Raw genomic sequence first — 26710 nt, 5'->3', positions numbered from 1 at the left:
GCGGCAGGCATGATGGACGATATCGGTTTTATTTACCGCATCCCTGGACGCAGCGGCGCGCACCGGCCGGGCGCCCACCAGGCCAGCACCAACGGCGCAGGCAATGCCTTCCACAGCCACGCCCGGCTGTTCGACCATCCCGATCCCCGTCGGCTGGACGTGCGCGCCAGCCTGCGCGCGGGCCGTGGCGAATGGCTGGTGCGTGCCTACCGGCAGCGCGCAACCGTTTCGATCCGGCTGGTGGTGGATGTTTCCGCTTCCATGCACGTGGGCGCGCCGCTGCGCAAGCTCGACATTGCCGCCCGATTCGCCGAGTCCGCCGCATACAGCGCGTTTGGCGTCGGAGACACGGTCGGCATGCTGGCGTTCGATGCGGCGCACCGGGAAGACCTGTACTTTCCGGCCATCCACAGCCGCGGCGCCGGACAGGCGATGCGCTCGGCCCTTGCCGCTTGCAGGCCGGGACGCGAGGCCGGTTGCGGCCTGGTGGAAACCGCGCGTCAACTTGCCGGACGACGCGAGCTGGTCTTCCTGGTATCGGACTTCCACTGGCCACTGGCGGCGACGGCCGAAGCGATGAACATGCTAAGCCATGCATGGGTGGTGCCGCTGGTGGTGTGGGATCAGGCCGAGATGGCGCCGCCGCCAGTGGACGGCCTTGTCACCCTGCGCGATGCCGAGACCGGTTCCGCGACGCCGGTCTGGGTCAATGCGCGGCTGCGCCAGCGCTGGACGGCGCAGATTGCAAGCCGTCGTCACGCGCTCGACCAGCTGTTCGGGGCATGCAGCCTGCTGCCGGTTTATCTGCATGGCGGCTATGACGCGCAAGCGCTGTCGCGCTATTTCCTGGAGCTGGCACCATGATGCGCCGACGGCACACCGCCCTGCTGGCTGCGGCATGTGCGGCATGGCTGGCGCTGTCAGCAACGGCCACGGCCGAGGACCTGCCGCCGGCGCCACGCACCTTCGGCTACACGCTGGGCGACATCATCGTTCAGCAGGTGCCATTGGTGCGCGACGGCAAGGATTTCGAGCTTGAGTCCTTGCCGCCGCCAGGCCGGGTCGGACGTTCATTCTGGCGCCGCGCAGCGCGCACCGCGCAGGATCCCGAGGGCCGCCGCTGGCTGCTGGTGGAATACCAGATCATCAATGCGCCGCCAGCGCTGGAAGTGTGGTTCCTGCCGCCGCTGCAGCTCAAGGGCGTCGGTGCCGGGGTGCTCGATGTGGAGCCATGGCGGTTTTCCATCGCTCCGCTGACGCCACCGGAAGCATTCGACGCCCCCGGCCTTGGCGCCATGCGCGACGACCTGTTACCGGCGCCGGTGCCGCTGGCGCCGCTGGTGCGCCGGACCTGGCTGGCTGCCGCTGCGCTCGGGATGACGCTGCTGCTGTGGGGGACAGCGCTCTACTGGCGGCGCCGGTCGCTGCGCGACCGCCTGCCGTTTGCGCGCGCGCTGCGTGATCTGGCGCACATGCCCGACGATGCGCCGCAGGCTTGGCGCCGCCTGCAGCACGCACTCAATGACGCAGCCGGGCAAGTTGTCCGGAGCGGCAATGTCGACCGGTTGCTGGCAAGCGCGCCCTATCTCGCGCGGGAACGTGACGCCATCGAGCAGTTTTGCCGCGAGGCCAGCGCCCTGTTCTTCAGCGGTGCGGCGCCTGCGCCGGCAGGAAGTGTGCGCGCGCTGGCGCGGCGGCTGGGACGCCTGGAAAGGCAGTACGCGGCATGAGCGGCGTCGGCTTCGTCCAGCCATGGTGGCTGCTGCTGTCGCTGCTGGCTTTGCTTCCCTTGCTGCGCCGGCCGCAGGATGAACAGTTGTTTGCCTGGAACGCGCTGTTGCCGCCCGATCCGGCCGGACGCTGGCGGCAGCGCCTGGAAAAGTCGCTTGCCGTCGCGGGCCTGCTGGCGCTCGCGCTGGGCATGGCGGGCATCGGCCTGCCGAAGACCACCGCCACGCGCCAGGGCAGCGGCGCTGAAATCCTGGTATTGCTGGACCGCAGCGCCAGCATGGACGCAGCCCTGGTGCCACGCGGGCAGACCCCACGCGCAGATAAGTATGCTGAGCCGAAAAAACGCAAGATTGCACGCCGCGCGCTGGCGGAATTTGCAGCCGCCAGGCCGCATGACGTGTTTGCGCTGATGATGTTCAGCATCAATCAGTTTCAGGTGCTGCCCTTCAATTCACAACCGGAAATGATACAGGCCGCCATCCATGCCGGCGGCGTCGGCTCCGGACTGAGCGACACGGATATCGGCAGCGCGCTGCTGGCGGCGATTGCCCGCTTCGACGACCGGCCCGTCAATGGCAACCGTATCATCCTCCTTGTATCGGATGGCGGCGCGCCGATCACGCCGCAGGCCCGCGAGGAAATTGCCGCCAACCTGCGGCGCAATAACATCACGCTGTACTGGATCTACCTGCGCTCTTTTAACCAGCCGCCGCTGGCCGAAAGCGCCGACCCCGCCTATGACCGCAGCGTCGAAGTGGCCATGCACCGCTTCTTCAGCAAGCTCGGCACACCGTATCGTGCGTTTGAGGCAGAAAGCCCGACGGCAATGGAACAGGCCGTCGCAGAACTGAGCCGCCAGCAAATGCTGCCCATCAGCTACCAGGTCAAGGTACCGCGCGCCGATGGCGCGTGGCTGGCCTTTTTGTTCGCCGCGCTGGCGTTTGCGCTGCTGCTGGCGCTGCGGATGCGCCACCTGCCGTCGCTCACCCGGCTTCACCCCCCGTCGCCACCGTCATGAAGACCCGAACCATACACTGGATCTTTGCCGTGCTGGCCCTTGCCTGCATTGCAGCACTGGGCCAGGCGCTGCTGGCGCAGCGTACGGCCGCTGCCTTCAACCAAACGTTGGCTGACCCGCAGCCATCTGACGGCGTTTCGCCCGCAGCGATGCTGTCGCGCGGCGTGCGTCTTGCCGCCGCCGGCGATGTGAGTGCTGCGCAACACGCATTTCAACTGGCCTTGCAGCAGGGTGACGCCGCGTCGCGCCGGATGGCGCGTTACAACCTGGGCAACCTGCATTTGCGTCAGGCGCTGGCCATGCGGCGCGGCGATGTGGAAGCGGTCCCGCTGGTCGAACTGGCCAAGCAATACTACCGGCAAGTGCTGGCCGAAGAACCATTGCATCCGGATGCCCGCTACAACCTTGAGCGCGCGCTCTGGCTCCAGCCCGAAAGCGTGACCTGGCGCAGCGTCAAGGACAAGGCGGAAGCCCGCGAACGCCGGGTGACGGCATCCAGGATCGAACCGGGGGAGCTGCCATGAGGGCATGGTCGCGCGACTGGCTGCTGGCGCTGGCCGTGCTGCTGCTTGCGCTGGCTGCGCTGCTGCCGCCGGTATCCATGGAGCGGCGGGTCTTTTCGCATCTGCTTGTCTTCGATATTACCCAGAGCATGAACGTGGCTGACCATGCTGTCGACGGCGTCAGCCTGAGCCGCCTGGCCTGGGGCAAGCGCCTTGCCTCGCAGGCATTGGCGGACCTGCCTTGCGGATCGCGGCTCGGCTTGTCGGTGTTTGCCAGTCGCCGCACGTTGATGCTGCTGGCGCCGGTCGAAGTCTGCGCCAACTACGATGAACTGGAGCAGGCCATCAGCCAGGTCGACAGCCGCATGGCATGGACCCAGGCCAGCGTCATCGCACGCGGACTCTACACCGCCATCGAAGCGGCGGCCGAACTGCCGCAGCCGCCGTCGCTTCTGTTCATCAGCGATGGCCATTCCGCGCCGCCGGTGGACGAGGATAACCTTCCCGAATTCTCTGCGCCGTCGGCATCCATCCGTGGCGTGGTAATGGGCGTGGGAAGCCTGACGCCCCAGCCCATACCGCGCAGCGACAGCAGCGGCCGTTTCATTGGCTGGTGGGAGGCTGCCGACGTGGTGCAGCGCCACCGCAGCGAGGATGCACCGGACAGCCAGGAGCATCTCTCTGCGCTGCATGAAAAGCATCTGCAGGGGCTGGCCCGCGTCACCGGCCTGTCCTATGCGCGCATCGATTCAGCCCAGGCATTCCGGCGCGCCTCCCAAGACCCTGCCCTGGCCCAAACCTTGCGCGTTCCGACCGACGTGCGATGGATTCCGGCTTTGGCCGGCGCGCTGCTGCTGATGGTTTTCTTTATGCCCCAACGGAGCCCTGCCTCTGCCTGGAATGAATAAGGTAGAAATTGTCTTCATTTCCATTAGCCCAAGCGGCCGGGCGAAGCCGGTGGGAAGGATTTACAGGCGGGACGCAATAAAGCGGCCAAGCGCGCCAGCGTGATAAAACGGGTCAGCATCAGGAAATAAAGCACTTTGCGGGCACGACATTCCTGCGGAGGACGCGCGCAACGCGACATCGAACGGCATCTGCAGCGAGTGCTACCTGACATGCGTGAACGGCTTGAAGAATTGTTGGGCGTACCCGGCCGCCTCCTGCAGCAGCGCCCCAGGGACGGGAACAAGGTGGACGGGTGGGGTTAAATGCCTGGCCCGCACCTAGCGGCACTCGGCAGTTCAAGCTTGACTCAAACTCTCGAGAGCAAAGCGACTCATTTTCGCATCCGACCTAGAGATATCCGGTTAAGCGTGGCTCTGTGGAATCCGAGTGCCTTCGCTGGGTTTACCCTTCCCCGGCTGCACAGCGCGCCACGTTCGCGATATCGAGATAAACCTTGCGGCGCCGGCTTACGTCGAATTCAACAGCCCTGCCGGCCTGGCCGATACCCGTAGGCCAAAATATCTGTCCGGAGCACCGTGCCGACTGTCTTCAACGCCTCGTGGCGCGTCAACCGGTGGATAGCTGGTGTGGGAAGTGAATAGACAAAATGAACGCGCACAAGCTTTTCCTTAGGTGTTCGCGCTTGACCAGCGCATAAAGAGTTGCTGCGGCATTCGAGCGTAATCCGGTTTCCATGCGTTTAAATTTGTTTCCTTCTTGCGTCGGGAGGTAAGTCCGGTAGCGCATGGGCTTCCTGTCGTTTTTAACGCCACCGATGGAAGACAAGGCGTCAGGAGAAGCTCCGCGCCGCAGGATGTCGGCAGTCGAACGTTCGATATCCATCATGAAACCATAGTAAAGAACAAGCTGCTTTTACCGGCTCAGGCAAGGCCATGCCTTTGCTCTTTCCGCTTGTTCAACCACCTTGCAATCGCCTCACTAGCTGCATTACAAACTTGGGCAAGGTCATGGTTCCCCATGCATTTGCTGGAGGTCATGGAAAGCGCAGGTTGCACTTGCCTGGACGATCGCTTGGGATACGCTAATGAACTCGTTACCGGGAAAACGCCATGGACCAACATATTCAGTGGAAAACCGAGGAATATCATCAGCATGATATTCATGTCCTGACGCAGCACCGCGCGCTTGAGAACCCAGACCTTCCTGGCCATGGAGCCCAATGGGACTTCACCGTAAAGGTAACGCTACACGGACTTGGACATGAAGCCGCTGGCGCGGAAAGCTTCAGGTCGGATCCGGATATCTTTTATTCCACACAAGCCATTGCAGAAAACATGGGTTTTCTGAAAGGGCGGGAAATCATCGACGGCCGTGTCAAGACTAGTGACAGTGCTGGGCACGGCGGCCAGACACTCTGACCGAATCTTTCCACGAGATTTCTTGCCCATTGTGACTTTATAAACATGCGGCAGCGTCATATTGGCGACGTTGTCCCATGTGTTGGATTGATCACTTTGCTTGAGCTGATTCAACATCATTGCCTTGCCAGAGGCCACGGCCGTCAGTGCAGCAACCTCACTTGATGATGGCGACGATTTCTTCGAGGAGCTTGACTACGTGCGGCTCTCCGACATGCATTCATAACCCAGGGCTCGCAACAGCCCATTGTCTGAAATTCAACCAGCCTGGAATAAGACAGGACCCTGATGTCGCAAAGAGACAGGGCTTAAACGGTTGTTGACGGCATAGCGCGGCAGGCTTGCGTTGTGGGTCAACTGCAAGCGCGGCATTCTTCTCCAACCTTGTCCCTGCCCGCCAATAATTGCTTAATGTGAAACGACGCATTGACTGACAAGACGTTTATTGCGAACGAAGAACCCAATACAATGGGTTCATCGATGAGCACACAGCCAAACCGGTGCGACTCAGCGAGGACCCGACGGGCAGCACTTTCGCCTGAACCGCCGAGCCCGCAGTCCCCTTCTAACTTTGGAGAACATTATGAACGCCAAAAATCTGATCGCCGCTGTTGCCGTGTTTGCCGCTGCCGGCTCCGCTTTTGCCCAACAAACTGAATTCGTCGCTCCTGACGCAGGCTTCCAATCCAGCCTGACCCGCGCAGAAGTGCGCCAGGACCTGGCTCAAGCAGCCGGACAAGGCGCAATCGTACAGCGCCAGCATGACGGTCAAGACACTGTCTATGCAGCGGGCGGACGCAATCGCCAGGACGTACGCGCCGAAGCTATCCGGTCGGCCCGCCTGCACCGCGCAGGCGATGTGAACGACCTGTATTTCGGCGCCTGAGCCGGGTTCTGCTACAGGCAGAGCAGTTGGAATCTTTAGCGCTTGTTAAGTGGGCGCTTGTGAAGTGGGCCCCTGTTATTCACGATTTGCATATGCTATATGCGCAATCGAAATTGGTGCCATACAGCAAGGTCCGATAAAGTAACACCTGTCTCCTCCACCCTCCCAAAGGATGGATTTTAGCCCTCTCCAAACGAGAGGGCTTTTTTTTGTCTGGCATTCAGGCGGAAGAAATCCCGTGATCTTTCGATGCGGATTCACCAGACGCCTGGACATTCGGATGGATACGGATTCTTGTGCTGCGACGACAATATCGACGTAGTGCTCATGCTGACAATGTTGCTTGAAGCAGCCGGGCATAATGTGCTGATGGAGCATGGCGCCTATGGCGTGTTGGAACGCGCCAAATTCGAAAGGCCCGAGGTCTGCCTTATCGATATCGGCTTGCCTGATCAAGATGGCAACCAGCTGGCCCAGCGACTGCGAAGTTCGCCGGAAATGGGCAAACAGGTCTTGATCGCAGTAACAGGATATGAGCAGGAGAGTGATCGAAAAAATGCCTTGGCTTCCGGGTTCAACCACCACCGGGTCAAGCCGGTGGATATCAGGCGGCTGGCTGGAATACTGAACGACATCGCGATCGGGTGAAAATGTTTCATGGACTGGTTTTTTCGTTCAAGCTTCGTAGACGGTCGGCTACGACGGGACAGGGAGACAGTGATATTTCCGAGGCAAGCTGGATTGGTAGCAGGTAATCCCCACGCCAGATGAGCGTAGCGAGGCTGGAAACGGATATCCCATGACCTATGGCCGCGTTCAGACTGTTACCTGGCTTTCACATCAACGTCAGCAGCATCGCTTGAACGCCAATGCGCTCGCCGTCCTATCTGAAAGGCGCATGGTCGCTGCACGATTCGGATTCTGAGCGCCTGCTTGGCCCATTCGTTCTGCACTGTCTATGGCGTGAGGCTTGATTCCGGCCTAGGCGATTTGGCACACCTGGTTGCGTCCCGCTGCTTTGGCCGCGTACAGCGCCTTGTCAGCGGCGGTGACGAGCGCCTCGCGGGATGATCCATCCTGGCCAGGGCGGCATGCGGCGGCACCGATGCTGACTGTCACCACGCTTTCAGGATTGCCGGCGTGGGTAATGGCCCGTGCAAGTACGGCATGGCGAAACCTTTCCCCCATGGCGACCGCCCCTTCCTCGTCCGTGTCAGGCAGGAGGACGGACAGCTCCTCTCCGCCATAGCGCACCGCCACATCGCCGGGCCGGCAGCCGGACTCTGCCAGCGTCTCGCCGAGCTGGCGCAGACACTCGTCCCCGGCTGGATGGCCATAGAGGTCGTTGTACCTCTTGAAGTAGTCCACATCAATCATGAGCAGTGCAAGAGGCGTTCCCGCACGCCTGGCCCGCTGGAATTCGTCAATGAGCGCCGTGTCGAAAAGGCGGCGGTTGCCCAGGCCCGTCAGGCTGTCCTGCAGCGTCAGTTGCTCAAGGGACCGATTCATCTTTTCCAATGAGGTCTTTGTCTTGCGAAGTTCGATTTGCGCGCGCTCCCGCTCCCTGATCAGCCGAACAAGCCTGTAGCCCAATACGCATAGCAGCATCAGCAGCAGCGTTTCGACGGCGACGATCCGGATTGTGTCGCGGCGCCAGTCTGCCAGTACATCGGTCAGGGCCAAGGCGCTTGCCATGATGAGCGGATAGTGCGCCAGCTGCTGGTAGGAGTACATGCGCGTGATGCCATCGATCTTCGCCGTCAACACGGCGCTGCCTTCTTTTCCTTTTGTGAGGTAGGTCCGGAAAACGGGGCCGCCGCTGATGTCCAGGTTGACCTGGGACTCGGTGAATGGCCGGCGCGCGATGTTCCTCCCCGCACCGGACATGAGGATGATCGTTCCATTCCGGCCGATGTCGAAGCTGTTATGAAATTCCTGGAAATACGCCAACTCGATTGTGGCGACGGCGACGCCGCCGAAGGAACCGCTTGCATTGTTGAGGCGCCGCGATACCGGCAGGATCCAGCGCCCGGAAGTCCGGCTGCGCACCGGGGAGCCGATGTGAACTTCACGGGTCGCGTTGCCAGCGTGATACTTGAAATAGTCGCGATCGGCGATATCGAAGGTACCCGTGACCCGCATCCGGGAAGTGATCAGCCCACGGCCCCTGCTGTCATAGACTGACAAGCTGTCCAGGCCGGGTCCCTTGTCGACAGTGAGGCGCAGCACGTGATGTAGACGCGCCAAAGAGTCCGTATCCGTCCCTTGATTTTCGGTGTGGTGCACGACGCTCACCAGAGCGACTTCCGCTGCCCGAATCGTGTCATCGGTATGCTGGGCAAGGGCGCGGGTCATGTTGCCGGTGGCGACTCGGGCTGTCTCGATTTGCTTGTCCCGTGCCTGGTACAGGCTCCAACCCTGCAGGCTCACGAACGAAACAACGACCAGCAGGACAAAGACGACAGTGGCCGCTTGAATGGTGCGCGGACGAAGAAAGCGAAGGCGGCGCAGCAAGGCGAGAGGAAAAACCATAGGTGAAAGGGAAGCCGAGACAGCGCCTGCGTATAGTCAAAAAAGACTATGAATGTACTTTCGGCAAATAATTTCCCAATTTCCACAAAAACATATAAAAAAATTGGAAAACATCTCAACGCTCGTGAAGCAAGCCTTTCATGGTCGTCTTTTCCATGTGTCAGCGAGAGTTGCTCCCTACACTCAAGACTAGAGCGAGCTAATAGAGTACTGGATCACAGACCGATGCCAGCGACACGGGCTTGTCGGGCAAGAGCGCTTCCCACCCAGGCAGTGGCTGAGGGCAGTTGCCCAACAGATCTGAAAGGCCTGAACCCGGGCGACCATGAGGTCAAAAGCTCGATTACGTCTGACAATCGCAGTCAAACGTGGTTTGAGCCACTTCACTTCAAGCGCTAGGCTAGCCGCTTTTGCGTTGATTGACCCACTCCACCAGGGTCTGCGGGGCCATAGGTTTTGCAAAGTAATACCCTTGCGCTTCATCGCACCCGATCGAGCGCAGGAAACCCAGCGCTTCGTTTGTTTCCACCCCTTCCGCGACCACGCGGTAATCGAGATCGTGCGACAAGTCGACCATCGCCTTGACAAGCATCTGCTTGCGCTGGTCGATGAACAGGCTCCGGACGAATGTCTGATCGATCTTCACAACGTCGGCTGGCAGGCTCTGCAGGTAGGCCAGGCTGCTGTATCCGGTACCAAAGTCGTCGATAGCCAACTTGATGCCGGCGGCGGAAATCGCCTTGAGCGTTGTCTGTGCTCTGTCCGGCTGAAGCATGATGGCGCTTTCGGTCACCTCCAGTTCCAGGCGACCGGGAGCAACGGCATATTTGTCCAGCGTCGCCATCAACCTTTGGACGAAATCAGGCTCGGTCAGATTTGATGCCGAGATGTTGATCGAGAGCTGAATGGAGAGCCCTTCCAGTTGCCACCGAGCGAGCTGTGCAATTGCAGCGTCGAGCACCCATGCGGTGGTCTCACGCGCCATTGAGCTTACTTCAACAAGGGGGATAAACTCGGCTGGCGAGACGGACCCCAGTTCAGGATCGGTCCATCGCAGCAAGGCTTCAGCGCCGATGCATGTCCCGGATACGATATCGATACGTGGCTGGTAGACCAGGCTCAGCTGCTGCGGAGCCTGCAGCGCGTCATTGAACTTGCTCAGCAGGGAGAATCGCCTGAAATGCGCCGCATCCTGCTTGGTCGAATAGACACTGACATTGGCATCCGTCTGAAGTGCTTCCTGGGCCGCGCTGTGCGCCATGCGAAGCAGCTTGCCGTAGCTGATTTGTCCGGGCACGAACGGCACGATGCCAACCGACGGCGTAACGACAAGGCGGGCACGGTGACGGTCATGACAGCTCCGCAGATACCAGGCAACCTTCTCGCAATACGCATGCACCTCCGCACCAGACGGCGCAAAAAATGCGAATTGCGTTTCGGCGACGTGGTAAAGAGTGCGCTCCTTGCCTAGAAAGCCGCAAAGCAGTTTGGCAACCTGGCAAATGTACTCCTCGATCACGGTAGCGCCCAGTACACGCACGCTGTCGCCCAATTCCTCGTACTTTGCCAAATTGACCATGACCAGCAGCCGCTGCTCGCCGTTGCCGCCATCCCGGACAAGATCGTCCAGGTCTTCCTTGAACTGCTTGCGATTGGGTAGCCCGCTGATAGGGTCAATGCGGCCCAGCGCGTGCTGAAGCTCAATCTGCGACATGACCATGCTCGCCAAATCACTCAGTGTGGCGACTTCCCTGGCGCTTACCTCCCGCGGCTCGGTGCCAAGGACACACATTGCGCCCAAGCTCAAGCCACTGTCCGTCATCAGTGGAGCCCCCGCATAAAAGCGAATCCCGCTTTTCGCCAGATGACTCTCACAATAGAAATCATCCGCCAGCAAGTCAGGAATGATCAGCACCTTGGCCTGTCCTGCCACCTGTGAGCAGGGAGCCCGCTCGCGCGGGATCGACGTATGCGGCACCCCTACCCGGGATTTGAACCATTGCCTGTCTATATCGGTAAGCGACACCGCTGAAATCGGCAGATCAAAGAACTGCGCAGCAAGGCGCGTGATGCGGTCGAAAGCTTCAGACGGCGCAGTATCGAGCAGATTCAGCTTGTGCAGCGCTTCTATGCGCTCAGCCTCATGCGTTAGGGCGAAATGGTTTGCCTGGTCAGATGCGGACATAATGGTCTTAATGTTAAGGTCTAGCTGAGCAAACCCGCTGCCCGGTAATGGCCCTGGACGAAACGGTGTTGCAACTTGCTCTCGCAACGATAACAGAGCTAAAGGGTGACCGCTCGATGTTGCGTGCTGACCGGCTGATTAACCTTGAGGACGATGGTCCGCAACGCTGGAGTCCTGCAATTATAATGCACAAAGGAAATATCGGCGGCTGGCATTCAGGCGGTAAACGCGGCGAGCCTGACGCAATTGCTTTTGTAGTGCGTAACAATCGGAGGACTCTCAATAGCGCTGGGACCGAATGTGTTGAGTCCCGGTTTCTCCCGAGCCTCCCGCAGAGTTTGGGGCAACGTATTTTTTGCGGCGAGCCTATACGAAGCAAGAAAACGAAGGCGGCGCGGGTGACATGGCTGGCTGCCATCCTCCGGAGAGCGGGCAGGAACGATCTGGAAGGGCCGCCCGGGATGCATTGAAAAAGGTTCTTGGCCTTGCAGTTCTATTTAAAACTATCCGGTCTATTCTTTTTTATCAGCAGAAGGAGTCTGTAACATACGCTCCATCGTCTCGGCGAGCACCGGTGCCAAAAAGAAGAAACCCTGTCCATAGTCGCATCCGGCATCGGCTAATAATCTTGCTTGCGCTTGCGACTCAATGCCTTCCGCAATGACTTTCATCCCCAGCTTGTGGGCCATCACAACGATGGTCTCGACGATCGTGCGGCTGTCCTGGTCCTTGTCAATGTCATGAATGAAAGACCGGTCGATTTTCAAATAGTCAATCTTGAACTTCTTCAGGTAAGCCATGGATGAATAGCCAGTGCCGAAATCGTCGATGGCAATCTGGATGCCGGCACTGCGGAATTCGAGAAGCCTGTCCATTACGCGGGAAGAGGCATGCAGCAGCATGCCCTCCGTGATTTCAATGACCAGGCTATCGCAAGGAATATTCATGTTTGCAAGATAGGTCAGCCAGTCGCTCTCGATATCGCGCTCCATGAATTGCACCGGTGACTTGTTGATACTGACCTGGAAGTTCTCTCCGGTCAGCTTGCTCCATTGCCTGGACTTGAGCGCCGCTTCCTGAAATATCCATGTACCAATCTGGCCGATGAGGCCATTTTCTTCGGCGAGCGGTACGAATGCTGATGGCATGATGTCCCCCAGGCTGGGATGCTGCCAGCGAAGCAGCGCCTCGGCTTTGGCGATGCGGCCATTTCTCAGATTTACAATCGGCTGGTAGTGGATCGACAGCTGGTCCAGAGGGAGCGCGTGGTGCAGCGCGTTCGACATGCGCAAGCGCGTGTGGGCGGTTTCATCCATTGCACGAGTGAAGTAGCAGAACTGGTTTTTTCCTGCTGCCTTGGCGGCATACATGGCGTGATCTGCCTTGCGGCCCAATTCATTGCCTTCCAGGCCGTCGACCGGATATAGCGCAATGCCGATACTGGCGGTGACATGGGCAGAGTTGGCACCGATGTTGAAGGGCTGTGCGAGTACCGTCAGTATTTTTTCGCAGAGGAAGTCGAGGTGGCCCTGGTAGTCCAGGTTGCTTAAAACTACCGTGAACTCGTCGCCCCCCAGACGTGCAACGATGTCGCTTTCGCGTACGCATCCCTTGAGGCGCAATGAAGCTATCGCCAGCAGTTGGTCTCCGGCCTCATGGCCGAACAGGTCGTTGACCTGTTTAAAGCCGTCCATGTCGAGGTAAAGCACTGCCAATTCCTTGCCGCTTCGATGCGCCTTGCGTATCTCGGCATCGAGCTGATCGCGAAACATTCTTCGATTCGGCAATCCCGTAAGCGGGTCGATATTGGCATGTCGCCATATTTGTTCCGCCGACTCTTTCCTTGCAGTGATATCGCAGATCGTGCCCGTCATCGCTGTAGGAGCACCACTACAGTCCCACGCAACCACGACGCCGCGCCCCAATACCCACTTCCATCGATCTTTTGTGTCCTTCAACCTGAATTCGCATTCGTATATGCGCGTTTCTCCCCTGATGCAGGAAAAAAGTGCGGCGTTGACGCGGCGGAAATCATCAGGATGAATCAACTGGCACCAATTGATATGTTCAGTCTCGTGATCCGTGTCCGTCCACCCGAACATGTGCTTGAGACTGTCGGAAACCGAGTATGTATCGGCGACCAGATTCCAGTCCCAGATGCCTTCACCAACGCCTTCTATCGCGAGCTTGAGCCGTTCGCTGGTAATGCGCAGCTGGTCCTGCAGTTGCTTGTGCTCGGTAATGTCGCGCACGGTGATCTGCACGGCGGGCCGCCCCTCCCAAACCACTTTCCCGAACGTCGCCTGAATATAGGCATGCTCTCCATCCGCTCGCTTGGCAGCCAGGGTTGCCAACGGCGCCTCCAGGCCCTGCTCCAGCAGCAGGTGCAGGTTCTCATGCAATGCTCTGGCAGCTTCGGGCTCGAAAAAGTCGGCAGCGGTGCGGCCGATCAGCTCGGACACTCGGCCGACGCGAAAAATGCTGGCCGCCGCATGATTGGCATAGGCACAGCGATCTTCCTGGCATACCAGAATGCCGTCGGGATTCAAGTCAGTGAGCGCGCGGTATCGTTGCTCACTGGCCTGTGCCGCCTCCTCGGCCTTTTTCCGATCGGTAATGTCGACGGAAACACCCGTCACGCGAACAGGATTTCCATGCTGGTTGAGAACGAATGTCCCGCGCACGAGCAGCCACACGATGCGGCCATGACGTGTCCTTACCCGGTACTCCAGGCTGAACGGCTGATCGGAGTCAATGAAAGCGGTGACGGCACTCTCCACGAAAGGGAGATCTTCCGGAAGGATCATCTTCCGCCATTCGTCTGCGTGAAGTGAAGCAGCATGCGGGGGCAGATCAAGCAGTCGCGCCATCATGGGACATATCGTCACCACGTCGGTAGCAAGCACCCGGTCCCACGCTCCCACGCCGGCAGCTTCGATTGCGAGCTGATAGGTAATGGCATCCGGCTTCCAAACCAGATCCTCGCCTGCCTTCGTATAGTCAGCTGAAAAACTGCCCGTTGCGCCGGCCGGCGCATCGTCGGGGCTGGACAGCACGCCACCTCTGATGCGCTTGGAATTAGACTTTTTCATTGGCTTATTGATATTAGCTTCGTAAGCAACCGTACGACTCCGGACAAACAGAAAATTGTTATCACTCAATGCCACGGAGGTTTCACAAAGCGGCTTTGCCAACATGTGTCAAGGAAAGGTTCTACGCCGATCCGGCGGTTCGTGGGGCACGCAGCGCTCGCAATCTTTCTCAGCGAAAGCGGGAAGCTCGATCCATCTCGCTTCAATTCCATGACAGCCATTGGGTTCATCTGATTGAGGGTCGCGAACTACACGGTCCGCTGCATATATCAGTCAGCCGCGCCATCCACAGAGACGCCCTGTTTCTGCTAGCAGGAAATCTCTTGGTGTACCATTCCGACTTCGCGCTGACTGCACCATGCTGTCGGGCTTGACGTATTCCACATCGCTCTGCATTAATACAAAGCTTCGCCCTTTTAAAGTTTCCTGATGAACAAAACGAACAAATTCAACCCTGCGAAGAAAGGTCGCCAGAAACACAAGAAAACCCATCTCAGGACCGGAAAACCCGCCCGGCAACCGAGTCTTGCGCAGCCAGTTGGGACAATAGAAGCAAAGGCATTCGCTGCCACGGCGTCCCGGGCCCCGGTACGACGCACGCAGGGCGACCCATTGAAGGATGAGGGAAAGCGCAAGCTGTGGGACCAGAAACAGGCGCTCCTTGAAGCGCGATGGCTAGAGGCCCAAGAACGCCAGAAAGAGGAACGCATCGCTTATAGGCGCAAGTTACGCATTGCCTACAGCGTCGCTGGTATCGCTTCCATCCTGCTGCTGGGCGCCATCGCCTGGAATTATGCGTAAGCAGCGCCTCAGACCTTGAATGGATCGTCGCCGTCGTCCAGACGGCGTAAGCAGCAGCCGCTGGATAATTTTCTACGCAATTCGGGCTATGCCCTACCGCGATTTCGTTCGGGTGGGGGCCGCACATTCCAGTGCACATTCCCGCGCGCCTCACGTTCCTGTAAGGCGGTGCCGCAGCGCTCACTCGGTTCCCGGCAGCCAGCCACAGCCTTGCAAGGCCAACGCGCCCGACAGACGCAGCACCCGGCATCTGGCGCTGTAAAGCGCGATGGCGGTCCGATGCGTGATATTTTTCCGTATCGGCCTGCCTGAGCTCAGTGCTTCTCTACCTGTTCTGGCGGCATGGAGCAGGCTGACATCGCGGCAGGCGCGGGTTCGACAGGGAACTGGCGGAATCGCCTGGTGTGTCCATCAATGTGCTGCACCTGAATTTTCCCGAGAACGCGCCACACGTGTTTGAACGTACTTTATCCCGCGGATCATTGCAGCAATTTCAGCGCCATGCGGAGACGGTTGGAAGGAGACCTCACGAGAATTTTGAACCAGCGTTCCGTTGTCACAGACGGTATAGGACGCGCCCCAGCGGCGATCGCCAGAGAGAACTGAAAGAGCAGAAATGGTATGCCCATGAAAAGTCACAATCTTCAGCATGCAGGCCTCGGCGATTTGAACGGTTAAAGCGCAACGCATCTATTGACAATGCGGCAATAGTCGAGAGTGTAAGTGCGCGCGATTTCTATATATACGAATACATCAAATGTGTGACAGCTTCAGGAGAAGGATGGAAAGACTTCCGAGCCGCCGCCGTCATGAAGCCTAAACGGAAACCGTTTTCAAGGCGCGCGTGCAAGTATGAAAGATCCGCATCATGAGCGCAGTCGTCGAATGTGCTGACCGGGCAAATGCAGCCATTGATTCCCGTCGCCATGGACTTTTGCGACATCCCCATATTGGCGCAGTCCCCAAAGCGCGATACCAAGGTGGTCGATGCTGTCGACTCGCGGCTTCGCCAGGCACAGCCTAGCCCAATGCGCCGGTTGCGGCCTCGTCGTCATCCCGCTTCCGCGGGATTGCGGAAGATGAGGGAGCACATGCGGGAAAAATCAATGTAAAGCGCGTTTCATGGGAGTCGCTGTGAACGGACACGCTGCCGCCGTGCAGCTGCGCAATGGTGCGGACGATTGCCAAGCCCAGGCCACCGGAATCGCCACGCTGGTTGCGTGACGCGTCGCATCGATAGAAGCGCTCGAACAGGTGCGGCAAATGCTCCGGCGCGATCGCATGGCCCTGATTGCTGACGCTGATTTCCACCTGGCCATTTCGTAATGCACTATCGATGAGGACCGGCGTTTTCTCCGTCCCGTAGCGCAGGGCGTTGGCTAGCAGGTTGGCCAGCGCCCTGCGGAGAAGCTCCGGGTCGGCGCTAATCATGCCTTGGGCGCGGTTCATCAACCGCATCCCGCGCTCCTCGGCAAGGCCTTCGAAGTAGTCGCACAACTGTTCTCCCAGATCATGGAGATCAATGCCGCTGCACCTGGCCACGACGGTAGGCTGCTCGCTGCGCGCCAGGAACAGCATGCTGTCTATCATGCGCGCCAGACGTTCATATTCTTCCTGATTCGACGCCAGCAGGCTCTGGTATTGATCGACGGTGCGTGCGCGCGCCAGGGCCTGCTGGGTCTGTCCCATGAGGTTGCCAAGCGGCGTGCGCATCTCATGCGCCAGGTCCTCGGAAAAACGCGAGAGCTGGCCGAAGCCTGCCTCCAGGCGCGACAGCATCTGGTTGAAGGCGGCCCGCAAGGCGCGCAACTCTGTCGCTTCACTCGCTTCGTCCAGCCGCAAATGGAGATGCTGCGAATCGATGGCGGCCGCCCGTTCAGCCAGTTCGCGCACCGGCCGCATCCCGGTCAGGCTGATAGACAGGCCCAGCCCAAAGGCAAGCAGCGCGCCCGCGCCCAGTGCCAGCCACAATTTCATCCGGTACACGGAAAGCATCTGGTTCCTCTCGCCCAGCAGCTTGCCGGCGATCAGGGTCAGGCTGCCTTCGCGACCTGGCACGCGCATCCAGGCGAGCCTTGCCGGCATGCCCGTGCGCTTGGTTTGCCAGCGTACGTCCGCGTCCCCGCGCGGCAGCGCCGGTACAGGGAGGCCGGCCGGATTGATTTCGATGTGCACCTGGCCGCGATCGTCGACAATCCACAGCATGCTGTCGCGATTGCCGAGCATGTTGCCATAGAGCTGGGGGCGGCTGCGCAGCGCCTCCAGGCTCTCGGTGTCATCGATCAGGGCACGCATGCGGTCGACGTGTCCTGCGAGCGCCTGATCATCGCGCCAGGCGATTTCCTTTTCCAGGGACTGATAAAGATAGAGTCCGATTCCGCCCAGCAGCAGCCCGCTACTCAGCGCGAACAGCAACGCGAGCCGCAGGCTGAGCGCGCCTGGCCAAAGCTTCAAGGCTGCACCTCGAGCGTATAACCCACCCCACGCACGGTGTGGATCAGCTTCACCGGATAAGGATCGTCAATCTTGGCTCGCAGGCGGCGGATGGCGACGTCGACCACGTTTGTGTCGCTGTCGAAATTCATCTGCCAGACTTGCGAGGCGATATAGGTGCGCGACAACACTTCGGCTTCGCGCGATATCAGCAGGTGCAGCAGCGCAAATTCCTTGTTCGTGAGCGCTATACGCTCGCCCTGACGTGTGACGCGCCGCCGCAGCACGTCCAGGTGCAGATCGGCGACCTGGAAAAGCTCGACCGCGCGCGGCGGGCCACGGCGCAACAGGGTGCGCACCCGCGCCAGCAGCTCAGCATACGAAAACGGCTTGATCAGATAGTCGTCCGCTCCGAGTTCAAGTCCCCGTACCCGGTCTTCCACTGCATCACGGGCAGTCAGAAAAAGCACCGGCACGGACGACTTGCGTCGAATGAGCGGCAGCAGCTGCCACCCGTTTAGCCCCGGCAGCATCACGTCCAGGATGATCAGGTCGAATTCCTGCTCCTGCACCAGGTGCTGGCCATCGGGCCCGGTCAGAGCCACTTCCACCAGGTAACCGGATTCGCTGAGGCCCTTTTGCAGATAGTCCGCCGTCTTTTCTTCGTCTTCAACAACCAGAATACGCATGAGTTCTTCCCAATGAAGCAACGCAGCTTACCTTGCCCGCCCTGTTTTTCCCATTACAAATCTGTAATGCAAAGGTAACCGGATTGACGGGACGAAGCCGATAGCATGGCGCCACTACGTCAAGTCATCCGTTCAGCCAGGGGAAACCATCATGTCATTCTTATCAGTACGCCTGTTCACAGCCGGGTTGGCCTTCGGCATGTCATCGGCTTTTGCCGCGTCTTCCCCGCAGCCTGCGCAGCCGCTGCAGCATTCGGAGGTATCGCTGGCACTGGCCATGCAGCTGGTCGACGGTGCGCTGGCGGCCTGCCATGCAAAGGGCCGTACTGCCGTGGCTGCGGTGGTCGACCGCGGCGGCAATCTGGTGGCGCTGCTGCGCGACGACAATGTGGGTCCGCATAACACCGCCGCTGCACAGCGCAAGGCCTATACCGCGCTGTCGACCAGGACCACGACACGACTGCTGGCCGAGCGTGCGCGCAACGATGCCGACAGCGCCAACCTCAATACCATCGATGCATTGCTTCTGCTCGGCGGCGGCGTGCCCCTGGTCGCGGAAAGGCAGGTGATCGGCGCCATAGGCGTGGCGGCGGCGGGCGGCGCCTCGATGGACGAATATTGCGCGATGCAGGCAATAGCACAATTTTTACCTCCCACAAACTAAGCAAGGAAGACCTCCATGAAACCTATCTATTCAGTGATCGCTGCTGTCGCCCTGTCGAGTTCGCCGGCCCTCGGGTTTGCAGCCGCCGCCACCGCAAGCAATCCATTGAGCGTGCACGTCCTCAACCTGCAGGACGGACTGCCGTCGCCCGATGTGGACGTTGTGCTGGAGAAGCAGAACGGCACGCAATGGGGCACATTGAACAGCGGCGTGACCGATGCGCAAGGCAGGGTGCCAGCGCTTTATCCGGAAGGTATGAAGCTGGAAACCGGCACATACCGGGTCACGTTCAAAACCGGGAAATGGTTCGCCAGCCAGAAGGGCGTGACCTTCTTTCCGGAAATTCCCGTGATCTTCAGCGTGGATGGTTCAGTTGCGCACTACCACATTCCTCTCTTGCTGAGCCCTTACGGCTATTCGACATATCGTGGCAATTAGTATGGATTGAAGCCTGTCAAGGCGATGGTTCCCCATCAGGGGGAGGCAACGCCGAGCCGTTCAGGGGTCGCCCGCCTTGCAGCCAAACCTGGTGCATGGCCCGTACCGGCGGCAATGTCGATGGCATGCATGCAGCTTTGGCGTGGCGTCATTGTGCCTATCGGGGCGCCGTTGAAACAGGTTCAGGCCTGGCATCGGTCAGCCGCTCTCCCCCCATCGCGACAAAGAACTGCGCCGTGTCAGCGTAGCGCTGCCCGCTTGCGCGGGCCATCCCGAGACGCGACTCAAGGTAGAGCCGCTGCGCCGTCAGCAGTTGCAGCAGGCTTGCCTGCCCCGCCTCATAGCTCTGTTGCGTCAGGCCGAGCGTGGCGCGCGCGATTTGCAGCGCCCTTGCCTGTGTGGCCAGCAGGCTGCCATCCTGCTCCAGCGCTTCCAGCCGGTCGGCCACCTGGCCGAATGCCTGGAGTATTGCCTGCGCATAGTTTTCCAGCGCCGCTGCATAAGCATGTATCGCAGCGTCGCGCTGCGCCGCAAGGGCTTGGCCATTGAACAAAGGGGCCAGCAGATCCGCGGCCACGCTGGTGAAAGACGCGCCGCCGAACAGCCCGGCCGGGCTGTTGGCGGTCTTTGCCCACGATGCATGGAGCGTGACGTTTGGATACAGCTGCGCAGCGGCGACGCCGATTGCCGCGTTGGCTGCCTGCAGCAGCGCTTCCGCGCCTTGTAGATCAGGCCGGCGCCGGACCAGATCGGAAGGCAGCGACAGTGGCAGCTTGTCTGGCAAATGCAGCATGCTGAAGTTGAACTCCGGCGGCGTCCACTCACCAGAGGTCTTCCCCGCCAGCACCGCCAGCGCATGCCGCGCAATGCTTGCCTGCTGCAACAAGGGCGCCAGCAGCGCCTGATCGGCGGCAAGCTGGCTGCTGGCGGTCAGCACATCAAGCTGCGCCGTTTTCCCGGCGCTGGTGGAAATGCGGACCAGTTCGAGATTTCGTTCGTCGACCGCGACGATGTCCCGCACCGCGGCAATCTGCTCCAGCGCCGAGGCCAGCGCAATTGCCTGCAAAACGAGATTGGCGACCAGGCTGAGCCGTGCGGCTTCCCACTGGGCCTGCTGATAGGCAAGTTGCGCCTGCGCCAACTCGATACGCCGCCGCGTGCCGCAAAACAGATCGGGAAGGAAGCTGATCGCCGGCCCGCTGCTGTAGCGGTTGCCCTCCGTGCCTCTTGCGCTCGCCGTCATATTGCTGTGCTGCCCGCTCAACGTGAACTCCAGCACTGGATACATTGCTCCGCGCGCCGCGTTCAGGAGGCTGCGCGCCTGCTCCACCGTGGCGCGTGCGCTGTTGACAGTGGGACTGGCCGTCAGGGCGGCGGCCACCAGGCTGTCTAGCTCGGCCGATCCGAAGGCTTGCCACCATAAGGAAGGCATCGTGATATCGCTTCGTATCTGCTGCGCCGGCGCGTCGCCGGCCATGATCTGCCGCTGGTCATCGGGCGTGTAGCGCATCTGTACCGGTGGCGCGGGCGCTTCGTAGTCCGGACCGACGGCGCAAGCCGACAGCATCAGCGCCGCGGCCATGACGGCGGCAAGGATGTTAATGCGGGAGGCCCTGCATGCAACGGCTTCATTCATAGCGCAGCGCCTCGATCGGATTCAGGCGCGCCGCCTTGCGCGCCGGGTAGTAGCCGAAGAAGATACCGACCAGCACCGAAAACAGGAAGCCGCCGGCGATCGACGCCGGCGAGATGAGCGTGGGCCATTTCGCCAACGTCGAAATTATTATGGTTGCCGCAATGCCGGCAAGGATGCCAGCCAGGCCGCCGACCACACTCATGAACACGGATTCGGCCAGGAATTGCAATAGCACATGGATGCGGTGCGCGCCGATCGCCATGCGCAGGCCTATCTCGCGGGTGCGTTCCGTGACCGAGACCAGCAAGATATTCATGATGCCGATGCCGCCGACCAACAGCGATATCGACGCCACCATGGCCAGGAGCGCCGCCATGACCCTGCTGCTGCCTTCCGCTGCATCCGCGATCTGGCTCAGGTTGCGCACGTTGAAATCCGGCGTGTCCCCCGGCCTGATGTGGTGCCGGCGTGTCAGCAGCGCATTCACTTCGGCGATGGCGGCCTTGAGCTGCAGAGCGCCCACAGCCTGGACCTGGATCTGATTCACATAGCCGGTCAGCCGCGGCTGCAGGCCGAACGGATTCGCCGCTTGCGGGTACTGCGTATTTGCGGCAGAGGAGGTGCTGGGCGTGGCCACGCCCAATACCCTGCGCTCGGCGGTGCTGAACGGAATCATCACCACATCGTCCTGGTCCTGCCCGAACGCGGTCTGTCCCTTTGCCGCGTAAAGCCCGACCACGCGCAGCGGAATGCCGCGCACCAGGATGGTGGCGCCGACCGGGCTGACCGCCGGTCCGAACAATTGGCGCCGCACGGTCTCGCCGATCACGGCCACCAGCCTGGCTAACTGCTGGTCATCGTTACCCAGCATCCTTCCTTCGGCGGCGTGCCAGTTGGTGATGGGCGGATAGGAAGGGGTCACTCCCTGGATTGCCGTTGTCCAGTTCTGTTCCCGAAACTGCACCTGGCCCGACTGGCGGATCAGATAGCTGACCGCATGCACATTGCGGCTTTCGCGCAATATCGCATCGGCATCGGCGACCGTCAGCGTCGACGCGCTGCCGAAGCCGCCACGCACGCCGCCGCTCAGGGCCGCGCCCGGCACTACCACGAACAGATTGGTGCCCAAGCTTTCGATCTGCTTGCGCACTGCTTCCTTGGCGCCCTGCCCGATCGCAATCATCGTGATCAGTGCGGCCACCCCGATGAAGACGCCGAGCATCGTCAACGCCGAGCGCGTCTTGTTGCGTCCCAGCGCCTGCATCGCCGCCGATAGGATCATCATGGCGAATGCCCGATGGGAGGCAGCGCGTCCCGCCGGGCGCTCCGCTGCCTCTAATGCCTGGCCGGCCGGCGCCTCCTGCCGTTCGTCCGCAGCGCCGCCTTCCGTTCCCACCTTGCGCTGGTCGGATACGATGGCGCCATCGCGCATCGTGACGACGCGCCGGCAATAGCTGGCAATGTCCGGCTCGTGGGTCACCACAACCACGGTGACGCCCTCCTCCCGGTTCAGCCGCAGCAGCGTCTGCATGATCTCGCGCGAGGTCTGCGTGTCGAGGTTGCCGGTCGGTTCATCGGCCAGCAGCACCGCCGGCGCATTGATCAAAGCGCGCGCGATCGCTACCCGCTGCTGCTGGCCGCCAGATAATTGTGCCGGCGTATTCTGTTCCCGTGCTGCCAGGCCCAGCATGGCCAGCATCGTGCGTGCCCTTGCAGTACGCTCGGCGCCATCGGTAACCGAGGACCCGGCATAGAACAGCGGCAAGGCGACATTGTCGATGGCGCTGGTTCGCGCGAGCAGATTGAAGCTCTGGAATACGAAGCCGAGCCGCTCGCTGCGTATCGTGGCCAGCTCCGGCTCCGTCAGGCGCGCCACGTTGATGCCTTCGAACCGGTAGCTGCCGCTGTCCGGACGGTCCAGGCAACCGAGTATTGCCATCAGCGTCGACTTACCCGAACCTGAAGAACCCATGATGGCCACGACTTCCCCGTGCTCTATCGTCAGGCTCACATCGCGCAGCGCATGCACATCGACATCGCCGACATGGTAGGTGCGGCTCACATTCTTGATCTCAATGCAGGCGGTTTGCATCGTTTCACCTTGCGGGCGCAAATATACCGGCTGTCGGCGGCCTGCCGCCAGCAGGCAGCGTCGGCTGCTCGGACAAGATCACCTGCTGGCCCTCCTGCAATGCGCCGCCTAGTACCTGGCTGTACTGGTCGTCATCCAGCCCCAGCTGCACAGGGACGCGCTTTGGATGGCCATCGGCCAGCACCCAGACCGTGCCGGTGCGCGCCCCTCGCGTCCTGCCGCCATCCTCGGCGTCCGCGGCATGCCGCGTGTCGCCATGACCGGCGCCGGCATCTGCGGCCTGGGATGCCTGCGCCGGCCGGAACCGCAGCGCCTGGCTCGGGACCCGCAGCGCGTTGTCCACCCGGTCGGTGACGATGCGCATCGACGCGGTCATCCCGGGTTTCAACGTCAGATCCGGATTGCTCACGGCCACCACCACATCGTAGGTGACGACGTTTTGCACGGTCAGCGGCGCTTGCCGTACCTGCTGCACCCGGCCCCGGAACTGCCGGTCGGGATAGGACTCCACGGTAAAGGCGGCCTCATTGCCGACCGTGATCCTTCCAATATCGGATTCGCTGACGTTGGTGTCGACCTGCATCCTGGTCAAGTCAGCGGCGATGAGGAATAACGTCGGCGTCTGGAAGCTGGCGGCGACGGTCTGGCCCTGGGTCACGTTACGTGATACCACGGTGCCGTCCACCGGCGAGGCAATGTCGGTATAGCCCAGATTGATGCGGGCCGCTTTCAGTTGGGCGTCGCGCTGCATCAGCGTCGCCTTGTCCAGCGCAAGCTGGGCCACGGCTTGCAGGTAAGCATTGACCGACGTATCGACCGTCTCCTGGGATACGATGCCGCGCCTGAGCAACTCGACATTGCGGTCCCGGATCTGTTGCGAGTAAGTCAGGTTCGCGCGGTCCTTGGCAACCTGCGCGCGTGCGGTCGCCAGCGCCGCGTCGGCCTGGTCGACAAGGCTCTGATAAGGGCGCGGGTCGATCTTGGCGCACAACTGGCCTGCCTTGACGCGGGTATTGAAATCGCAGGAAATGGTCTGGATCACGCCCGACACATAGGTGCCGACCTGTACCGTGGTTACCGGATTGACCGTGCCGCTCGAAATCACAACCGGGGCAACCGTGCCGCGCTCGACAGGGACTGTCTCGTAGTGCGGCATGGCCCTGGCCTTGCCACGCAACAGGTAGGCCGCACCGGCCGCGACGACGACTGCGGCAATGATGACTGCGGCAATCCGCATGAACCGCGCTGCAGGTTTCGCCGAGCGGCGCTGCGCGCTTGACTCTGTTGCCTGGGATGATGCCGAGGTGCTGTCCATGGCTTTGTCGTACCGGAAATCACCGATTATTCATGCCGCTTCTGCGAAATGTGATGACCTATGTCTGGAAATCGTCAAAGGGCAAGGCACTCCGGACGGTTTGGCAACCGGCAGGGTCCCATGTGTTTTCCCGGATTCGGCTGACGCATCGCATCTGCGTCTTCAGCCTTGCCTTGCGTGACGAAGGTGTTGCGCGACGGCCATGGATACCGTCAGGCACCGCGTGGCTTCATTGCATCCGGCACTGCTGGCAGGCTCATCCGCCTGGTCACGAATCCCCCGATAAGGCGCGCGTCAAGAAGACGAACGCAGATTGGGCGGATGGGACGGCAGCCTGGATGGCCTATCCGGCCGCTCCCATTCGCCTTGAGGCCCGTAACGAGTATCGGCAGCAGTCACCGATCAATATTACGGCGGCCTTCTGTCCTGAATCGCAGGCAGGGCTGCGATCGCGTGAAATGACGTTACGCGGCCCGTCCCGATGGACCCGAGTTCCATCGGGACGACGTGCTTATTCCGTTCCGCAATGCCTGTTTCGGGTTGAAAGAACATTGATGGCTGTTGCACAAGCCATTCGGCAGTGCAGGTACCTCAGAACTCTTCCCATTCGCCAGCGGCAGATGGCTGCGTCCTGGCACTTGCGAGGGAGGGTGCCTCGGCTGGCAAACCCTTTACCGGCCTGCCTGTGGCGGGGCGAACTGTCGCCGACGCTAGGGCTCTTGTGACTGCAGCAGCAGGAGATGTCAGAACCTGCTCCGCGCCATCGAGACGGAAACTACTGACCGATTTCGCCAGAGCACCTGCTTGCTCCTGCATCGAATCGGCTGCGGCCGCCGCCTGTTCGACCAGTGCCGCATTTTGCTGGGTAACCTGATCCATCTGCGCGATCGCCTGATTAATCTGCTCGATGCCAGCGCTCTGCTCCTGGCTGGCGGACGTGATTTCGCCCATGATGTCGGTAACCCGCTGCACGCTGACCACGACTTCCGCGATCGTATCGCCCGCCTGCCGTACCAGCTGATTGCCGGTATCGACCTTGGCCACCGAGTCGCCGATCAACACCTTGATTTCCCGCGCTGCTGCCGCGCTGCGCTGCGCCAGGCTTCGCACTTCGGTCGCAACGACTGCAAAGCCGCGGCCTTGTTCCCCGGCCCGGGCGGCTTCCACCGCCGCATTCAGCGCCAGGATATTGGTTTGAAAGGCAATGCCATCAATGGTGCCGATGATGTCGGCGATCTTGCGCGAAGCAGTATCGATGTCACCCATTGTGCTCACGACCTGCGACACTACTGCGCCGCCGCGTTCGGCAATTGCGGAAGCGGCCACGGCGAGCTGGTTGGCCTGCCGGGCATTGTCGGCATTCTGCTTCACGGTGGAAGTCAGTTCTTCCATCGACGACGCCGTCTCTTCCAGCGAGCTGGCCTGCTCTTCGGTACGCGAGGACAGGTCCATATTGCCCGAGGCGATCTGGGCCGAAGCGGTTGCAATGGATTGGGTACCGGATCTGACGCCGCCGACGACCTTGCTCAGCGAAGCGGTCATTTCACGCAGGGCGCGCAGCAGATCGCCGGTTTCATCACGCGAGGTCGAGGCGATGTTCGTGGTCAGATCGCCGGCCGCGACCTGTTGGGCTGCTTCGACAGCGACCTTCAGCGGCCGGGAGATCAGGCGCGCCACCCACCAGGACAGAAGCAGGCCCAGGCCAATCGCCACGCCCAGCACGGTCAGCACGATGACGCGCGACTGAGCGACCACCGAAGCGGCATTGGCAGCGGAGGCTTCGCTTCCTTCGGCATTGATCTTGACCAGCTTGGCAAGGCGCGCATTGACCTCGCCCAGCATCTTGGCCGATCCTTCGCTGGCAGTCTGCTTGGCCTCTTCCTTGTCATTCTTTCTCGACAGTTCCATCAGCTTGCCGTGTTCAACCATGAAGCCTTCCCACTGCTTGAGCAGGTCTTTGTGGATTTCCCGCTCTTCATCGCTGGAAATGAGCTTGCCGTAAGTGGTGTCGATGGCCTTCATCGCAACAAGCGTTTCCTCCATACGTTTTTCATACATGTCCATCTTGGGCGCTTCGGGCGTCAGCAGATGCGCCAGTTCCCAGCGCCGGAAATCTCCTACTTTTGTCTGCAGTGTTAGCACCGCCTGCACGCTTGGCAGCCAGTTGTTGGCCATGTTCTCGGTAGAGCGGTTGATGTTGGAAATCGCGGTGATGGATGTCGCACCGAGCACGACAGTAAGCAAGAGCACTGACGCGAAGGAAACGAAGAGCTTGGTAGAAATTTTAAGATGTTGAAACCAGGACATGGTGAACGTTAGCAGTGATTGCGATTAAGAATTGGCGTAGGAACAGGGATTAGGAGCCGGC

Annotated in this window: 23 protein-coding genes; 12 read left to right on the top strand and 11 right to left on the bottom strand. The window is 60.6% G+C overall.

The window, feature by feature from the left end:
* The first annotated feature begins 9 nt into the window (after nucleotides 1-9).
* The 5 genes from ABC383_RS25285 to ABC383_RS25265 are packed head-to-tail and all read left to right on the top strand — an operon-like array spanning nucleotide 10 to nucleotide 4160.
* Nucleotides 10-864: a DUF58 domain-containing protein gene (locus ABC383_RS25285; protein WP_413018367.1), complete on the top strand. Its 855-nt coding sequence runs from the start codon at nucleotides 10-12 to the stop codon at nucleotides 862-864.
* Nucleotides 861-1730 (top strand): calcium incorporation protein MxaA, encoded by an 870-nt coding sequence (locus tag ABC383_RS25280; RefSeq protein ID WP_413018365.1) that lies wholly within the window; start codon nucleotides 861-863, stop codon nucleotides 1728-1730. Before ABC383_RS25285 ends, ABC383_RS25280 begins: the two co-directional genes overlap by 4 nt.
* Nucleotides 1727-2749, top strand: a complete 1023-nt coding sequence (locus tag ABC383_RS25275) for a vWA domain-containing protein (protein WP_413018364.1) — start codon at nucleotides 1727-1729, stop codon at nucleotides 2747-2749. The genes ABC383_RS25280 and ABC383_RS25275 overlap by 4 nt, the downstream gene beginning before the upstream one ends.
* Nucleotides 2746-3273 carry a tetratricopeptide repeat protein gene (locus tag ABC383_RS25270; RefSeq protein ID WP_413018362.1) on the top strand — a complete coding sequence of 176 codons (528 nt, stop codon included), beginning with the start codon at nucleotides 2746-2748 and terminating at the stop codon, nucleotides 3271-3273. The genes ABC383_RS25275 and ABC383_RS25270 overlap by 4 nt, the downstream gene beginning before the upstream one ends.
* Nucleotides 3270-4160, top strand: coding sequence for a vWA domain-containing protein (locus tag ABC383_RS25265; RefSeq protein ID WP_413018360.1), 891 nt, complete (start codon nucleotides 3270-3272; stop codon nucleotides 4158-4160). Before ABC383_RS25270 ends, ABC383_RS25265 begins: the two co-directional genes overlap by 4 nt.
* Before the next feature lie 607 nt (nucleotides 4161-4767).
* Here the strand turns inward: ABC383_RS25265 and ABC383_RS25260 are convergent.
* Nucleotides 4768-5046: a hypothetical protein gene (locus ABC383_RS25260; protein WP_413018358.1), complete on the bottom strand. Its 279-nt coding sequence runs from the start codon at nucleotides 5044-5046 to the stop codon at nucleotides 4768-4770.
* A 224-nt stretch (nucleotides 5047-5270) separates the two neighbouring features.
* Here ABC383_RS25260 and ABC383_RS25255 point away from each other — a divergent pair, with 224 nt between their 5' ends.
* From ABC383_RS25255 to ABC383_RS25245, 3 genes are all read left to right on the top strand, one after another.
* Nucleotides 5271-5579, top strand: coding sequence for a hypothetical protein (locus ABC383_RS25255; protein ID WP_413018356.1), 309 nt, complete (start codon nucleotides 5271-5273; stop codon nucleotides 5577-5579).
* A gap of 583 nt (nucleotides 5580-6162) precedes the next feature.
* The gene (locus ABC383_RS25250) at nucleotides 6163-6465 is read left to right on the top strand and encodes a DUF4148 domain-containing protein (protein ID WP_413018355.1); all 303 of its coding nucleotides are present in this window, start codon (nucleotides 6163-6165) and stop codon (nucleotides 6463-6465) included.
* A 294-nt stretch (nucleotides 6466-6759) separates the two neighbouring features.
* The gene (locus tag ABC383_RS25245) at nucleotides 6760-7113 is read left to right on the top strand and encodes a response regulator (protein ID WP_413018353.1); all 354 of its coding nucleotides are present in this window, start codon (nucleotides 6760-6762) and stop codon (nucleotides 7111-7113) included.
* 333 nt (nucleotides 7114-7446) lie between these two features.
* Here ABC383_RS25245 and ABC383_RS25240 read toward each other — a convergent pair whose 3' ends face one another.
* The 3 genes from ABC383_RS25240 to ABC383_RS25230 form a co-directional block, all read right to left on the bottom strand.
* Nucleotides 7447-8997, bottom strand: coding sequence for a sensor domain-containing diguanylate cyclase (locus tag ABC383_RS25240; RefSeq protein ID WP_413018351.1), 1551 nt, complete (start codon nucleotides 8995-8997; stop codon nucleotides 7447-7449).
* Between the two features lie 400 nt (nucleotides 8998-9397).
* Nucleotides 9398-11182, bottom strand: a complete 1785-nt coding sequence (locus tag ABC383_RS25235; protein ID WP_413018349.1) for a sensor domain-containing phosphodiesterase — start codon at nucleotides 11180-11182, stop codon at nucleotides 9398-9400.
* Nucleotides 11183-11694: 512 nt separating this feature from the next.
* Complete coding sequence (locus ABC383_RS25230) at nucleotides 11695-14274, bottom strand: sensor domain-containing protein (RefSeq protein ID WP_413018347.1); 2580 nt, start codon at nucleotides 14272-14274, stop codon at nucleotides 11695-11697.
* Between the two features lie 429 nt (nucleotides 14275-14703).
* On the opposite strand from ABC383_RS25230, the gene ABC383_RS25225 reads away from it, so the two are divergent.
* Nucleotides 14704-15075, top strand: coding sequence for a hypothetical protein (locus ABC383_RS25225; protein WP_413018345.1), 372 nt, complete (start codon nucleotides 14704-14706; stop codon nucleotides 15073-15075).
* 411 nt (nucleotides 15076-15486) lie between these two features.
* Here the strand turns inward: ABC383_RS25225 and ABC383_RS25220 are convergent, their stop codons facing one another.
* From ABC383_RS25220 to ABC383_RS25210, 3 genes are all read right to left on the bottom strand, one after another.
* Entirely contained in the window at nucleotides 15487-15726 is a 240-nt protein-coding gene (locus ABC383_RS25220; protein ID WP_413018343.1) for a hypothetical protein, read from the bottom strand.
* A gap of 369 nt (nucleotides 15727-16095) precedes the next feature.
* Entirely contained in the window at nucleotides 16096-17529 is a 1434-nt protein-coding gene (locus tag ABC383_RS25215) for a heavy metal sensor histidine kinase (protein ID WP_413018341.1), read from the bottom strand.
* Nucleotides 17526-18197 (bottom strand): heavy metal response regulator transcription factor, encoded by a 672-nt coding sequence (locus ABC383_RS25210; RefSeq protein ID WP_413018339.1) that lies wholly within the window; start codon nucleotides 18195-18197, stop codon nucleotides 17526-17528. The genes ABC383_RS25215 and ABC383_RS25210 overlap by 4 nt, the downstream gene beginning before the upstream one ends.
* A gap of 151 nt (nucleotides 18198-18348) precedes the next feature.
* Here ABC383_RS25210 and ABC383_RS25205 point away from each other — a divergent pair, with 151 nt between their 5' ends.
* A complete protein-coding gene (locus ABC383_RS25205) occupies nucleotides 18349-18861 on the top strand; it encodes a GlcG/HbpS family heme-binding protein (RefSeq protein ID WP_413018337.1) in 513 nt (170 codons plus the stop codon).
* A gap of 15 nt (nucleotides 18862-18876) precedes the next feature.
* Entirely contained in the window at nucleotides 18877-19299 is a 423-nt protein-coding gene (gene uraH / locus ABC383_RS25200) for a hydroxyisourate hydrolase (RefSeq protein ID WP_413018335.1), read from the top strand.
* A gap of 157 nt (nucleotides 19300-19456) precedes the next feature.
* On the opposite strand, the gene ABC383_RS25195 is transcribed toward uraH, so the two are convergent.
* Genes ABC383_RS25195 through ABC383_RS25185 form a run of 3 tightly spaced genes read right to left on the bottom strand, consistent with a single transcriptional unit; the run spans nucleotide 19457 to nucleotide 24264 of the window.
* On the bottom strand, nucleotides 19457-20935 hold the full coding sequence (locus tag ABC383_RS25195) for an efflux transporter outer membrane subunit (RefSeq protein WP_413018333.1): 1479 nt from the start codon (nucleotides 20933-20935) through the stop codon (nucleotides 19457-19459).
* On the bottom strand, nucleotides 20928-23027 hold the full coding sequence (locus tag ABC383_RS25190; RefSeq protein ID WP_413018331.1) for an ABC transporter permease: 2100 nt from the start codon (nucleotides 23025-23027) through the stop codon (nucleotides 20928-20930). The genes ABC383_RS25195 and ABC383_RS25190 overlap by 8 nt, the downstream gene beginning before the upstream one ends.
* 4 nt (nucleotides 23028-23031) lie before the next feature.
* The gene (locus tag ABC383_RS25185; protein WP_413018329.1) at nucleotides 23032-24264 is read right to left on the bottom strand and encodes an efflux RND transporter periplasmic adaptor subunit; all 1233 of its coding nucleotides are present in this window, start codon (nucleotides 24262-24264) and stop codon (nucleotides 23032-23034) included.
* Here ABC383_RS25185 and ABC383_RS25180 point away from each other — a divergent pair.
* Nucleotides 24263-24523, top strand: coding sequence for a hypothetical protein (locus tag ABC383_RS25180; protein WP_413018328.1), 261 nt, complete (start codon nucleotides 24263-24265; stop codon nucleotides 24521-24523). The genes ABC383_RS25185 and ABC383_RS25180 overlap by 2 nt on opposite strands.
* Before the next feature lie 410 nt (nucleotides 24524-24933).
* Here ABC383_RS25180 and ABC383_RS25175 read toward each other — a convergent pair whose 3' ends face one another.
* The gene (locus ABC383_RS25175; protein WP_413018326.1) at nucleotides 24934-26649 is read right to left on the bottom strand and encodes a methyl-accepting chemotaxis protein; all 1716 of its coding nucleotides are present in this window, start codon (nucleotides 26647-26649) and stop codon (nucleotides 24934-24936) included.
* Nucleotides 26650-26710 lie beyond the last annotated feature (61 nt).

The organism is Noviherbaspirillum phoenicis (assembly GCF_047237965.1).
Taxonomy (GTDB): domain Bacteria; phylum Pseudomonadota; class Gammaproteobacteria; order Burkholderiales; family Burkholderiaceae_D; genus Noviherbaspirillum_A.
This window is presented reverse-complemented; position numbering and strand designations above follow the sequence as displayed.